Annotated in this window: 13 protein-coding genes; 11 read left to right on the forward strand and 2 right to left on the reverse strand. The window is 40.7% G+C overall.

The features are described from left to right. Window positions 1–141 precede the first annotated feature (141 nt). From WMO28_RS03230 to WMO28_RS03265, 8 genes are read left to right on the forward strand one after another with little or no spacing between them, the layout of a single operon-like run. A complete protein-coding gene (locus WMO28_RS03230) occupies window positions 142–939 on the forward strand; it encodes a DUF4422 domain-containing protein (protein ID WP_178643739.1) in 798 nt (265 codons plus the stop codon). Next, entirely contained in the window at window positions 923–1,957 is a 1,035-nt protein-coding gene (locus tag WMO28_RS03235; RefSeq protein WP_178643737.1) for a glycosyltransferase, read from the forward strand. The genes WMO28_RS03230 and WMO28_RS03235 overlap by 17 nt, the downstream gene beginning before the upstream one ends. A 12-nt stretch (window positions 1,958–1,969) precedes the next feature. Then, the gene (locus tag WMO28_RS03240) at window positions 1,970–3,079 is read left to right on the forward strand and encodes a glycosyltransferase (RefSeq protein WP_178643735.1); all 1,110 of its coding nucleotides are present in this window, start codon (window positions 1,970–1,972) and stop codon (window positions 3,077–3,079) included. Continuing rightward, window positions 3,057–4,094, forward strand: coding sequence for a glycosyltransferase (locus tag WMO28_RS03245; RefSeq protein WP_178643733.1), 1,038 nt, complete (start codon window positions 3,057–3,059; stop codon window positions 4,092–4,094). Before WMO28_RS03240 ends, WMO28_RS03245 begins: the two co-directional genes overlap by 23 nt. Then, window positions 4,087–5,328 (forward strand): hypothetical protein, encoded by a 1,242-nt coding sequence (locus tag WMO28_RS03250; RefSeq protein ID WP_178643731.1) that lies wholly within the window; start codon window positions 4,087–4,089, stop codon window positions 5,326–5,328. Before WMO28_RS03245 ends, WMO28_RS03250 begins: the two co-directional genes overlap by 8 nt. A gap of 3 nt (window positions 5,329–5,331) precedes the next feature. Beyond that, a complete protein-coding gene (locus tag WMO28_RS03255; protein ID WP_178643729.1) occupies window positions 5,332–6,531 on the forward strand; it encodes a hypothetical protein in 1,200 nt (399 codons plus the stop codon). Window positions 6,532–6,585: 54 nt separating this feature from the next. Further along, window positions 6,586–8,058: an oligosaccharide flippase family protein gene (locus WMO28_RS03260; protein WP_349056039.1), complete on the forward strand. Its 1,473-nt coding sequence runs from the start codon at window positions 6,586–6,588 to the stop codon at window positions 8,056–8,058. 56 nt (window positions 8,059–8,114) lie between these two features. Further along, window positions 8,115–9,314, forward strand: coding sequence for a hypothetical protein (locus tag WMO28_RS03265; RefSeq protein ID WP_349056040.1), 1,200 nt, complete (start codon window positions 8,115–8,117; stop codon window positions 9,312–9,314). A 7-nt stretch (window positions 9,315–9,321) separates the two neighbouring features. On the opposite strand, the gene WMO28_RS03270 is transcribed toward WMO28_RS03265, so the two are convergent. Together WMO28_RS03270 and WMO28_RS03275 are read right to left on the reverse strand one after the other, a co-directional pair. Beyond that, window positions 9,322–9,588, reverse strand: a complete 267-nt coding sequence (locus WMO28_RS03270) for a hypothetical protein (RefSeq protein ID WP_178641136.1) — start codon at window positions 9,586–9,588, stop codon at window positions 9,322–9,324. Between the two features lie 41 nt (window positions 9,589–9,629). After that, on the reverse strand, window positions 9,630–9,881 hold the full coding sequence (locus tag WMO28_RS03275; RefSeq protein WP_178641133.1) for a DUF1413 domain-containing protein: 252 nt from the start codon (window positions 9,879–9,881) through the stop codon (window positions 9,630–9,632). 221 nt (window positions 9,882–10,102) lie between these two features. Here WMO28_RS03275 and WMO28_RS03280 point away from each other — a divergent pair, with 221 nt between their 5' ends. The 3 genes from WMO28_RS03280 to WMO28_RS03290 all read left to right on the forward strand — a co-directional run bounded on the left by WMO28_RS03280 (window position 10,103) and on the right by WMO28_RS03290 (window position 13,465). Beyond that, a complete protein-coding gene (locus WMO28_RS03280) occupies window positions 10,103–12,361 on the forward strand; it encodes a hydratase (protein ID WP_349056042.1) in 2,259 nt (752 codons plus the stop codon). 177 nt (window positions 12,362–12,538) lie between these two features. Next, a complete protein-coding gene (locus tag WMO28_RS03285; protein WP_349056043.1) occupies window positions 12,539–13,075 on the forward strand; it encodes a hypothetical protein in 537 nt (178 codons plus the stop codon). Between the two features lie 87 nt (window positions 13,076–13,162). Next, on the forward strand, window positions 13,163–13,465 hold the full coding sequence (locus tag WMO28_RS03290; RefSeq protein WP_349056044.1) for a hypothetical protein: 303 nt from the start codon (window positions 13,163–13,165) through the stop codon (window positions 13,463–13,465). Window positions 13,466–13,538 lie beyond the last annotated feature (73 nt).

Here is a 13,538-nt window from a genome sequence, read left to right on the forward strand (position 1 = left end):
GTTTTATGTAAATGACAACATGGTTTTAGCTGCTAGGAACACGATAAAATAAGTACAGAATAAAAAGTCCGAAATGGAAATATCAGCAGATCGACAAGACCGGTATTTCTTTATTTGTGACTCAAAATGTGGATAGGAAAAATGAAAGAAAAAAATAAGTTAAAAATTGCTGTAGCAACTCACAAAAAATTTCAAATGCCAACACAGGCAGGATACTTCCCTTTGCATGTGGGAAAAAGCTGCCATGAACAGAAACTGGAAGAATATGTGGGCGATGATACGGGAGACAATATTTCAGATAAGAATCCATTTTTCTGTGAACTGACAGGATTATACTGGTTATGGAAAAATACGGATTCAGAATATGTGGGCATGGTTCATTACCGCAGATATTTTAAGACGTTGAAAAAATGTTATGGAAAGAACCGGATGAATTATATTTTACGGGAGTCAGAAGCAATTCGTTTTCTGCAGAAGTATGATATGATACTCCCACGAAAAAGACAGTATATAATTGAAACATTATATACGCATTATTCTCATACGCATTATGCAGAACATCTTGAATGTATGAGAAATATTCTGATGGAAAAAGAAAGCTCTTATGTACCGGTTTTTGACAAGGTCATGAAGAGAAGAAGCGCGCATATGTACAACATGTTCATTGCGAAACGGGAAATCTGTGATGCATACTGTGCATGGCTGTTTCCGTTGCTTATGGAGCTGGAAAAGAGAAGTGATCCGGGTTCTTACGATCCGTTCCAGGCGAGACTGATCGGACGTGTGGGAGAACTGCTGATGGATGTATGGGTTGAGAAAAACAATATCCATTACTGTGAGGTACCAGTTCTTTATATGGAAAAAGTAAACTGGATACACAAAGGAAAGGCCTTTCTGAAGGCGAAGTTTTTAGGAGAGAAGTATGGTGCAAGTTTCTGATATAGACATCAGCATTGTTATTCCGGTATATCATGTCCCGGAAGAACTTTTGCTTCGCTGCCTGCAAAGTATAAAGAGCATCCGGGGACTTTCCCGGGAAGTGCTCCTGGTAGCAGATGGAGAGGATCAGACTGTCTGTTCAGGTCCGGCAGTCCGAAAATTCGCAGAAGAAGCGGATTTTCCGGTCTTTTTTCATGTGAAAAAACATGAAGGAGTTTCTGCTGCACGAAATTATGGGATCAGTCATTCATGTGGAACATGGATTTTTTTTATGGACGCAGATGATTACATCTGTGGGGATGCCTTCGAAAAAATTGCTCCCGGATTAAAAGGAGAAGAAATGGATCTGGTCATTATGGACTATTCCATGATGACCGGAAATGAATGCAGCCGTCATTACTACAAAAAAGAAATGGATTTTATCAATCTGGACAGCTTTCAGAGAGATATTCTGAAACCGCAGTCAGGAGCAGGATTTGTATGGTCAAAGCTTTACAGAAGAGAATGGCTCAGCAGATCAGGAGTCTGCTTTGATACAGAGCTGTCAGCGGCAGAAGATGCAGAGTTTGTTCTGAAACTGGCATTAAAAAAACCGAAAGTTTTTAATGTGCCTTATAACAGCTACTACTACTGCTACAATCCACAGTCGGCAGTTCACAGTTTCCGACAGGATTACGCCGACCGCTATATCAATGGAATGCAAAAAATCAGAGATGATCTGAAAAGAGAGAATGCTATGACACAGCTGCAGGATGAGTATGACAGCTGTGTTTTGTATCATCTCCTTTTAATTGCGGTAAATTTTTCGTTTCATCCGGAGAATCCTTCTAAGGGAAAGAAGCGTATACACAATTTTCAGAAGATTACCCGACAGAAGATATTTAAAGAAGCGTTGAAAAATATCCATCTCGAGAATTTTTCAATGACAAGAAAGGTAACTCTGGTCTGTATCCGGCTTCATTTATACAGAGTCGTAGAAATGATCGCGAAGATCAGGCACAGACAGCGTGAAACATGAGGAGACAGAAATATGCATAAGATACTGGTATTTGGAATGACAGAAAACCCCGGAGGAGTGGAGAGTTTTCTGTATAACTATATATCTGAGATAGATCCGGGGGAGTTCCAGTTCGATTTTTTGTGTAATTCTTACGAAAAAATAGCATATGAGGATAAGCTTGCAGAGAGAGGCTGCAAGATGATTCATTTCATAGCCAGAAGTAAAAATTACAAAAAATACAAGCAGGAAATTCAGACATTTTTCAGCAAACACGGAAAAGAATACGAGTGCATATGGGTTAACGTATGCAGTCTGGCTAATATTGATTATCTGAAATATGCCAAAAAATACGGAATTCCCAAAAGAATCATTCACAGCCATAATTCAAAAAATATGGATTCCTGGTTACGGGGAGAACTGCATCAGCTGAATCGTTTTGTGATCCAGAAATATGCTACAGATTTCTGGGCCTGCTCAGAAGCAGCAGTCAGCTGGTTTTACAGGGATTCTTTGAAGGATAAAGCGAAGGTCATTCATAATGCAATCTCAACAGAGCGGATGGCCTATGATCCTGAAAAAAGTCTGCAGCTGAGAGAAAAACTGGGACTTCAGGATGCATATATTATGGGAAATGTTGGAAGACTGCATTTCCAGAAAAATCAGGAATTTTTACTGAAAATTTTTGCACAGGCAGTAAAAAAGATGCCGGAAGCCCGTCTTGTACTTGTGGGACAGGGTGAAGATGAGGAGAAACTGAAAAAACTTGCAGCAGAGCTTGGAATAGAGAAATATATATACTGGGCAGGGGTGCAGAAGGATATTTGCCAGTGGCTCAGTGCATTTGATCTTTTTGTCTTTCCGTCAAGATTTGAGGGCGCACCGATTGCAGCACTGGAGGCGCAGGCGAACGGGCTTCCTATACTTACATCCGAGCAGGCTGTACCGGAAGCATGTGTACTTAACGGAAACTGCAGACGTCTTTCTCTGGAAGAACCCATGGAAAAATGGGTAGATGAACTTCTTAAAATGGCAGAGAATGCCAAAAGAGAAGAACAGGCAGTTATACAACAGAACTTTGTAGACGGTGGATATGATATTCATACGGAGGTAAAGAAAATTGAAAAACTTCTGTGTTGTTGAGAAAAACAGCCGGGAAAATCATGCTGGTTCCAAGGCCAGAAATGATGTGGCAGAAATTCTGGAAAACTGTGGATATATACCGGTCTGCGTACATCACAGTGAAGAAAAAGGAACGCTGGATAAAATAAAAATGTCAGCAGTAACCATAAGTGACTGGCAGCGTGTCAGCAAAACAGCAGGCAGCGGAAACCGGATTATCATACAGTATCCTCTGGCCATGTATCCCAAGGTAAGCCAGCTGGCAGTTCCTTTTGTACAGAAAATGAAAAAAAAGAATACAAGGATCATTCTTCTGATTCATGACCTGGAAAGTCTTCGAGGACTTGTTTTTGCTTCCGAAAGAAAATTTCTGGAGCTTGCGGATGAGGTGATCGTTCACAATGAAAAGATGAAACAGTACCTTCTGGAAAAAGGATATCATTTTCAGAAGATACATATACTGGGACTGTTTGATTACCTGATACCGGGATTTAAACCGGCAGGGGACAGGAATCGTCGTGAAATTGCGATCGCCGGAAATCTGAAACCGGAGAAATGCGGATTTTTAAATGATCTGAAAAAAATCCCGGGAGACCTGGAATATCATCTGTATGGTCCAAACTACCAGGAAACAGAAAAAAATCCACAGGTGATCTATGAAGGACAGTATGCACCGGAACAGCTTCCCTCCGTATTAAAAGAAGGATGGGGCCTTGTCTGGGACGGCGGCAGTATTTATGAATGTGAGGGTACTTTCGGAGGATATCTGAAATTTAATAATCCCCATAAAGCATCATTGTATCTGGCAAGCGGAATGCCTGTGATCGTATGGAATCAGGCAGCGATCGCGCCGTGGATACAGGAACAGAATCTGGGTATCACAGTAAGAAGCCTGGAAGAAATCCCGGATATCATAAATAGGATGACAGATAAGGAATATAAAGAGATGCTGGATAATGTTCAGAAAAAAGGACAGCAGCTCAGAGAGGGAAGCTCCCTGAAGAAAATAACAGATGAGATAGAGAGCAATGAATGATAACAGAATAAAATTAAGAAAGAAAGTATTTTTCGCAGGACTTTTTCTGTATTGTGTTCCGACAATTCTGCAGACTACATTACTGGTAGAAACCTCGTACTGGAATGATCTGTTTGTTTATCTGCGTTATCTTGCTTTTTATTTCGGGCTTATCCTGATTGTGGATGAACATGTTACATGGAATAAACGAAAGAGATTTCCACTGGAACTTGTGAATGTCAGAAAGAGCGTATGGTGTCTGGCGATTCTGGCTGTGACCGGAATCAGTGCACTTATTTCCGGAGACCGCTCTTTTCTTGCCTGTGTCGTTTTTACAATGGCTGCAGAAAATATAGATCTGGATCAGATCGTAAAAACCATATTTTTTATGATCTCCACAGTATTGCTTATAATTACGGGACTGAGCGGATATGGAACTATTGAAGATATGATGTTTAAGAGACAGGATGTTCTTACACGTCATGCGCTTGGTTTTGATTACCCCAGTACGGTGATGTCATATCTGTTCTTTGCAGTTGTGTTGTACTGCTGGATCACGGAAATGAAACTTACGCTTATTGAGGTGATAACGATCGAACTTCTGAATCTGATTCTTTTTAAACTTACGGATTCCAGATTCGGATTTTTGCTCATAGCAGTATTGGTTGCAGGTGTTTATCTCTGGGGACTGGTACAGAAAAACTTCATAGTAGAAGATATCTTTAAAAACAGAAGAGTGAGATTTATCACGGACTATGCCGGTGTTCTTCTTTCTGTTGTGACATTGATAATGTGTATTATTTATCCAACCGGACTTGGAAAACTTTTTGACCGGTTTCTCAGCAAACGAATTCAGTATATGGTAGCTGGTTTTCGGAATTACGGAGTCCATTTGTTTGGAAAGCATATAGACTGGATTGGCTTTGGAGGATCTGATAACACAGACAGTCTGTTGAAAAGTTATAATTTTGTAGATAATTCCTATGCCAAAATCCTTCTGGATCAGGGACTTCTGATATTTATTCTGGTGCTTGTCATATTGATTATTATGAACAAAATAATTCGAAAACAGTACCATGACGGAAGAATTGTACTGGTTTTATTTGTACTGCTATATTCCTTTGTGGAACCACGCCTGTTGCATATTTATGTAAATCCGTTTCTGTTTGCGGCGGCACCGTTTATCAGAGGAACTTTTCTTGAAGAGAAAGATGGAAAGTTTACGGAATGGTACAAGATGATAAATAAGGAATAAAAGATGCTAGGTCAGAAAATTCAGAAGACGATAACAAATATATACTGCAAAGCAGATAACAACAAACAGAATATTTTCGAAAATCTGTATCTGATTTATTTTGGTTTGATCACGATGATGGCTTTTAAAGATACGACAATGTTTTCTTTCGGATGGAGCGATACACAGCTGGATCTGGTACTGATTTTCGGGATACTGGTCGTATTTGCAAAAATTGCATGTGGCCGGTCCTGGAAATTATATGAGATTCTGATTGCAGGAATTGCAGCCGGAGTGCTGATCCTCTGCTGGCATCATTATATGAGAAGATATATACTGGATCTGGTGGTTCTGATCATTGGAGCCAGAGATGTAGATGAGGACAAGCTGGTCAGAGTATTTTTGTGGGTATCAACAGGATGCCTGATTATTACAATGATTGCAGCGCTGACAGGACAGATTGAAAATCTGATCTATATCCAGAAACAACGGGGAAATATTGCAAGAATATCTTTTGGAAGTATTTATCCTACGGATTTTTCAGCACATGTATTTTTTACGGCTGCCTGTTATCTGTGGCTGCGAATCCGAAAGATCCGGTACAGAGATCTTGCACTTGTAGCAGGACTTGGAATATTCTGTCTGTATTTCTGCGGAGCAAGAACCAGTGCAACAGGACTTTGGATTTTTGCATTGTTCTTCCTGCTGAAGAAAAAAGAAATTCTTAAAGAAAACAAAAAAATACAGAGTATAATGTGTTTTGTTATGCCGTTGTGCAGCGTCAGTTCCATACTGCTGGCGCTGTTTTACAGGCCGGAATGTGGCTGGATGAGATGGATCAATAAAATATTGACTAACAGATTTTCGCAGGGACATAAAGGCTTTGAACGTTATTCAATTCCGCTGCTGGGACAGGAAGTGCTCATGAACGGATATGGAGGAGCTGTTCATCAGAAAGAAGGAGTGGAATATTTCTTTCTGGACTGTTCTTATATTAACATACTTTTTCAGTACGGTATTCTGGTACTGGGAATACTTATAATCTTATCTGTCTGGATTTTGTTCCGGCTGATGAAAGCGGGAATGTCTGAGCGGATGTTTATACTTGCAGTAGTTTTTCTGTGCTGCATTATGGAACAGCATCTGCTTGAAATTTCATATCATCCGTTCTGGCTGCTTACACTGGCGGGGATTGCTTCAACTGATAAAAAAACATATTTATAAGGGAAAAGGATTTATGGGAGAAAAATCATATAAAGGAAAAAAGAGGAACAGATAGTGAAAAAAAATGAAAACAGGTCTGTGACATACAATTTTATAATGAATGTAATTCTTACAGGAAGTAATATCCTGTTTCCGCTTATTACATATCCATATGCTTCCAGAATCCTGAAACCGTATGGAATGGGAATGGTAAGCTTTGCGAATGCGGTAATTACGTACTTTACCATGTTTGCACAGCTTGGTATCCCTACCTATGGAATACGTGTATGTGCGAAAGTAAGAGATGATAAAGAAAAACTGAGCCGTACAGTTCAGGAAATTCTGATCATTAATATGATCACCTGTTTCCTGTCATATGCGGCATTTTTTGCGGCAGTATTTTTTAATGCAAAACTCCGGCAGGAAAAAACATTATTTCTTGTCATGGGTATTCTGATATTTTTCAATACACTTGGTGTGGAGTGGCTGTATAAGGGGCTGGAACAGTATACCTATATTACAGTTCGTTCCATTATTTTTAAATTTATTGCCTTTTTATGTATTTTTATATTTATACATAACAGTGATGATTATGTGATCTATGGTTTCCTTACAGTTCTTGCACTGGTCGGCTCCAATGCCATGAACTTTATTAATCTTCACAAAATGATTTCGACTCATCCTGTAGGAGACTATCATTTCCGGCAGCATCTGAAACCGATTTTTATATTTTTCGGAATGTCAGTTGCAACAACGATCTATACCAATATGGACAGTGTAATGCTTGGATTTATCAAGGGCGCAGAAGAGAATGGATGTTATGATGCTGCTGTAAAGATCAAGAACATTCTTGTCAGTGTAGTAACATCGCTGGGAACGGTATTACTTCCGAGAGTTTCTTATCACTGGGAAAAGGGAAACAGGGAAGAATTCTGGAAACTGGCAAAAAAAGCTGCAGCTTTTGAAATCATAGCCGGAGGTTCGCTTGCTCTGTTTTTTATAATTTTTGCACAGCCAACCATTTATCTGGTATCCGGAAAACTTTTTGAAAGAGCAATTGTTCCAATGGAGATCATTATGCCGACTCTGCTGTTGATCGGACTCAGCAATATTACGGGAATACAGATTCTGATTCCTATGGGGAAAGAGAAATATGTACTGTATTCAGAAATTGCAGGAGCAACAGTGAACCTTATCATTAATGGAATCCTGATCCCGAGACTTGGGGCTTCCGGAGCTGCCATTGGTACGGTATCGGCGGAACTTGTGGTTCTGATGTATCAGATGTGGGTTTTACGGAAGGATCTGGGAAAACTTTTCGGAGGTGTTCAGATCTGGAAGATTATAATAGCGGTTGTTTTATCGGCAATAGCTGCAACAGCAGTTCGAAGAAGCAGTCTTTCTACATTCTTTATGCTGCTTTTGGGAGGAATTGTATTCTTTATGGTATATGGAATCATTCTTCTTATTCTGAAAGAATCCGTGGTATGTGAATATTTAAATACCGGAAAAGGCTATGTAAATAAAATTCTGAAAAAGAAACATTAAACATAATTCGCTGCCTGGAATGCTGCAGGTGAAAAGAACGAGAAGTGAGGAAAAAAATGAAAGGAAAAACACAACAGGATATTGACTGGAAAGAGATACTGTATCTTGCATGCTTATGTGTATATATTATAACTTTTACAATGGTTAGAAACGGCAGAATATTAACTTATGTTCATCCGGTGAGCTGGGAGCAGTATGTTACATTTGTTCATGTGATTAATGGACTGCTTGTGGTGAAGATTATATTTGATATAGTAGAAGAGCCACGGATCATAGGGCTGATCGCACTGACGGAAGCTGTTGGTTTTATAGTATACAGACATAATTCTTCTGATATAATTCTTGCCATATTCTGGTTTTTGTGTGCCAGCAAAAATGTGCGGCCGAGAAAAATTACAGAATGTCTGTTCTGGAGTCATATTGTCGGCTTTATGATCATGACATTCCTGGGTCTGATAGATGTTGTTCCATTTGGAAGAACTGTAAAGATCGGACACAAAACAGTATCCTATGCATTTGGATTTTCACACCCTAATGTAGCAGCGGCCAAGATCTTTCAGATTGTTTTACTGTACTGGCTTTTAAGAAAAGGCAGACTGATGCTGAAGCATTATATCGGAATTATAGTTGCAATGGCAGTTGTTAAAGTAGTTACGGACTGCAGTACGGTTCTGATGCTTATGGGACTTCTGCTGGTGATTACGGTACTGTATAATTTACCTGGTGCCAGAGGATTTCTGAACAGAAACATTAACAGAGTAAGGAATGTATTTCTGACGTGCTATCTGGGAATTCTGGGAATAATGATTGGATTCTGCTGTTTTTGCAAAAATGAAAAAATATTTAAGGTGCTTGGGACATTTGGAGCACGTATTTCCCAGGCAATCAAATACTATAAATATTATGGGCTTTCGTTATGGGGACAGCCTTTGATGGATTACAAATCAAATCCGGAGGGATACAAAAAACTGGGGTTATATACATTGGATAATGGTTATATGCATTTGCTGCTTGCGTTTGGAATTGTACTGTTTCTTTACATTATCTTTTTACATGTTGGAACAATATGGTGGATGTTCCGGAGAAGACGTCTGGATTATGTGATCGTGTATGCAATGTTCTTTAGTTATGGATTTCTTGAGACAAACGTGATCCGTACAGGTATGAACTTTACTTTGTTTTATCTGTTTGGATTTATCTGGGAATATTATGATACAAAAATTTCCCGGAAAAATAAATCCATATTAAAAAGCTGAGAAAGCATCAATCTTCCTCAATGACCTGAATCTCCAGATAATCGAATTCAATCTGTTCAATGAAATTGTCCTGATAAAAACGGGCTTTATCATGTTTCTTAAAATCTTTCACGGTAGCGTCCAGCCAGATCGGATTGCCGAGATCCAGCTGATAGCAGATTTCCTCGAGACCGTGGAAGATTTTATGCGTTCTTGTATCATTACTGTCATCGCAGACAACTGTATCTGTGAGCATGTGATTGTCTTTCCAAATTTTTCCCCATAAACGGAACATAACATTTCTCCTTTTTGAAACTGCCACAGGCGGCAGAGATATTAAAGTTTTTTATAGATCTGCTGATTCTGAGGTGTTTTATTCAGTGCAAGCAGAACAGAAGAACCAGTCTCGTTTTTGGAATAAGCGAGAACCATAGAACCTAATTTTGTACGGTTGCCCTTCTGGATCCGGTTCCATTCAAATCCTCTGAAAAGTTCTCTTACTGTGAAAACTTCTCCTAGCTCTACATCATCGAGTGTTCTTACGACAATATCAAACAAATCCTGTAATGAAGTATTCTCATTTACCATACGTATTCTCCTTTTTCGATTAATTGCACTCATCTGCTGCGGTTCGTAATCACATTATAGCTACTAGCTATATGCTTGTCAATATAAAAAATCAGAAAATTTTTCTCTTGTACAGGAAACAGTGCATTTAACAGGCGCGCTTTTGTTGACTAATGTGTAAAAATCCTCTATAATAAACCCAATTATGAAAAAATGAATCATTACAGATTGGAGGAACCGAAATGAAACTTTACGATACAGGCGTTTATCTTCAGAACGGTCATGATATCATTCCTGAAGATCAGGCGAATCTGCCGGTAGCGAAAGAAGAGGCTGCTAAGAATACCATCGCATATTCTATTCTCAAGGCTCATAATAAATCCGGCAATATGGAGAAGCTTCAGATCAAATTCGATAAACTGACTTCCCATGATATTACATTTGTAGGAATCATCCAGACTGCAAGAGCTTCAGGACTTGAGAAGTTCCCGGTACCATATGTACTGACCAACTGCCATAACTCCCTTTGTGCAGTAGGCGGAACCATCAACGAAGATGACCACATGTTCGGACTTACCTGTGCGAAGAAATATGGCGGAGTTTATGTACCACCTCATCAGGCAGTTATCCATCAGTTTGCAAGAGAGATGCTTGCAGGCGGTGGAAAAATGATTCTCGGTTCCGATAGTCATACAAGATACGGTGCACTGGGAACCATGGCCATGGGCGAAGGTGGCCCTGAGCTGGTTAAACAGCTTCTCTGCCAGACATACGATATCAATATGCCGGGCGTTGTTGCCATCTATCTGAAGGGCACTCCGCGTCCGGGCGTAGGACCGCAGGACGTTGCACTGGCTATCATTGGAGAGGTTTTTGCCAACGGCTATGTGAAGAATAAGGTTATGGAGTTCGTAGGACCTGGAGTTGCCAATTTAAGTGCGGACTTCCGTATCGGAATCGACGTTATGACAACCGAGACAACGTGCCTTTCCTCAATCTGGCAGACAGACGAGAAGATCGAAGAGTTCTATGCGATCCACGGAAGACCGGAGGATTATAAAGAACTGAAACCAGGCAGTGTTGCATATTATGACGGATGCGTTGAGATCGATCTCGGCGAGATCAAACCAATGATCGCAATGCCGTTCCATCCAAGCAATACCTATACCATCGATGAGCTGAAAGCAAACCTGGACGACATTCTTGCAGATGTTGAGAAGAGAGCACAGGTAAGCCTCGATGGAAAAATTCCTTTCACCTTAAGAGATAAGGTAGTTGACGGCAAGCTTTATGTTGACCAGGGAATCATTGCAGGCTGCGCTGGTGGTGGATTCGAGAATATCTGTGCAGCAGCAGACATCCTTAAAGGCAAAAACATCGGACATGATGCCTTTACTTTAAGTGTTTACCCGGCAAGTACTCCGATCTATATGGAGCTGGCTAAGAACGGCGTTCTTGCAGAGCTGATCGGAACAGGTACTGTTGTGAAAACTGCATTCTGCGGACCGTGCTTTGGTGCCGGAGATACACCAGCCAACAATGCGTTCAGTATCCGACACACAACCAGAAACTTCCCGAACCGTGAAGGCTCCAAGATCCAGAACGGTCAGATCTCTTCTGTTGCACTTATGGATGCACGTTCCATTGCTGCAACAGCTGCCAATAAGGGATTCCTTACATCAGCAGAGGAGTTTGAGGGAAGCTATTCCGAGCATAAATATTACTTCGATAAATCCATCTACGAGAACCGTGTATTTGACAGCAAGGGCGTAGCAGATCCAAGCGTTGAGATCCAGTTTGGCCCGAACATCAAGGACTGGCCGGAGATGGCTGCACTTGCAGATAACCTGATCCTGAAAGTTGTTTCCGAAATTCACGATCCGGTTACAACAACAGACGAGCTGATTCCATCCGGTGAGACATCCTCTTACCGTTCCAATCCGCTTGGACTTGCAGAGTTCACACTGTCCAGAAAAGATCCGGAATATGTAGGCCGAGCAAAAGCGATCCAGGTAGCTCAGAAAGCGATCCAGGAAGGCAACTGCCCGGCAGAAGCAGTACCGGAGCTGAAACCGGTGCTTCAGACTATCAACAAAACATATCCGGATGTGGACAAGACCAACCTTGGTGTAGGAAGCACTATCTTTGCAGTAAAACCAGGTGATGGTTCCGCCAGGGAGCAGGCAGCATCCTGCCAGAAAGTACTCGGCGGCTGGGCAAACATTGCAAATGAATATGCAACCAAGAGATACCGTTCCAATCTGATCAACTGGGGAATGCTTCCATTCCTGATCCCGTCCGGTGAGCTTCCGTTCAAGAACGGCGATTATCTGTTCTTCCCGGGAATCCGCAAGGCAGTAGAAGAGAAAGCAGATGTGATCAAAGGTTATACAGTTGACGGCGATACACTGAAAGAATTCGACGTTACACTTGGAGAACTGACAGATGATGAGAGAGAAATCATTCTGAAAGGCTGTCTCATCAATTATAATCGTAAATAAAATATGATATATTTTGCAGACCGGCAGGCATTTCAGGCTCCGGTCTGCTTTTTGTTTCAGTGATATAAAAGAAAAAAACAGTGTTAATGATGAATTGCTGAAAATACATGAATATGATATTATATTCTATAAAAGTGTAATAAAAAAGTACACCTTGACGAATATAGAGAAATGGAGGTGCCTATTATTTCTGATGAAGTAAATAAATCAGATATATCCAGCAGGAAAAAACTGAAAGGCAGACTTACTACAGGCACAGTGGCACTCCTTATTGCATTGCTTGCAGTGATTTCAGCAACATATGCATGGTATGTATATAATACAAGCCGTCATACAACAAAAGTCCGTATGGCAGCGGGCGCAGGTGTCAATCTGCAGATCAGTAATTCATACAGTGGAACATATGGATCAGCCGCTGTGCTGGACAGCTTTTCGGGGAGACTGAATCCTGTATCAACCAACCGGATCAGCGGAGGATTCCAGAAAGTCCTGGGTTTTACCAACGGAACAGAGAATCAGAGCAATCTGGTGGCCAGCCTTTTTGGGAAAGGAGACTATAGTGATTACTATAAGACCAGTCTGTTTCTGAGAACAAATGGAAATTCTACAGATATATACATAGCGGATATCGGTTTTGAGGACAGCGACGAGAAGAATCCCATATCATCAGCAATCCGTGCAGGTTTTGTGGTACACAGAACAGGAAGAGACTAGCCGGCTCAGGGTGAATATATTTTTGCCATAAGCAATAAAAAAAATCCGGAGGCAGATTACAATACTGCAAGAGGAAAAGAAGGGGATGTGCTGGATTGCACGAAGACAGACGGAAAATTAAAACCAGTAGCAGTGACTTATCCATATATTTATGCTACTACTTATACCGATCAGAATAGTCAAAACTGGATAGCCACGAAGGTTGGAAAGAACTATGAAGTTTCATCTGGCACACAAAAAATTGCTTCTTCCGTAGGGTATGATGGCGTAAAAATGCGTGTTTATATCTGGATGGAAGGTACCGATGCTGATTGTGTCAATAATGCAGCAGCAGAAGACCCGGCAACTTATAACGTAAATGTAAAACTGGCAGGTATTTCTGCTGAATAAGACAGCAAATATAAATTGAAAGGTCATGGCAGAGCCATGACTTTTCTTTTATCCTAATTTTCCCTATTATCTA

The sequence above is a fragment of the Blautia aquisgranensis genome, assembly GCF_040096615.1.
Taxonomy (GTDB): domain Bacteria; phylum Bacillota; class Clostridia; order Lachnospirales; family Lachnospiraceae; genus Blautia_A; species Blautia_A aquisgranensis.

Bases quoted from the DNA above. Each gene is read 5' to 3' on its own strand.
- WMO28_RS03230 (WP_178643739.1), top strand. From the start codon at position 142: ATGAAAGAAAAAAATAAGTTAAAAATTGCTGTAGCAACTCACAAAAAA.
- WMO28_RS03235 (WP_178643737.1), top strand. From the start codon at position 923: ATGGTGCAAGTTTCTGATATAGACATCAGCATTGTTATTCCGGTATAT.
- WMO28_RS03240 (WP_178643735.1), top strand. From the start codon at position 1,970: ATGCATAAGATACTGGTATTTGGAATGACAGAAAACCCCGGAGGAGTG.
- WMO28_RS03250 (WP_178643731.1), top strand. From the start codon at position 4,087: ATGAATGATAACAGAATAAAATTAAGAAAGAAAGTATTTTTCGCAGGA.
- WMO28_RS03255 (WP_178643729.1), top strand. From the start codon at position 5,332: ATGCTAGGTCAGAAAATTCAGAAGACGATAACAAATATATACTGCAAA.
- WMO28_RS03265 (WP_349056040.1), top strand. From the start codon at position 8,115: ATGAAAGGAAAAACACAACAGGATATTGACTGGAAAGAGATACTGTAT.
- WMO28_RS03270 (WP_178641136.1), bottom strand. From the start codon at position 9,588: ATGTTCCGTTTATGGGGAAAAATTTGGAAAGACAATCACATGCTCACA.
- WMO28_RS03275 (WP_178641133.1), bottom strand. From the start codon at position 9,881: ATGGTAAATGAGAATACTTCATTACAGGATTTGTTTGATATTGTCGTA.
- WMO28_RS03280 (WP_349056042.1), top strand. From the start codon at position 10,103: ATGAAACTTTACGATACAGGCGTTTATCTTCAGAACGGTCATGATATC.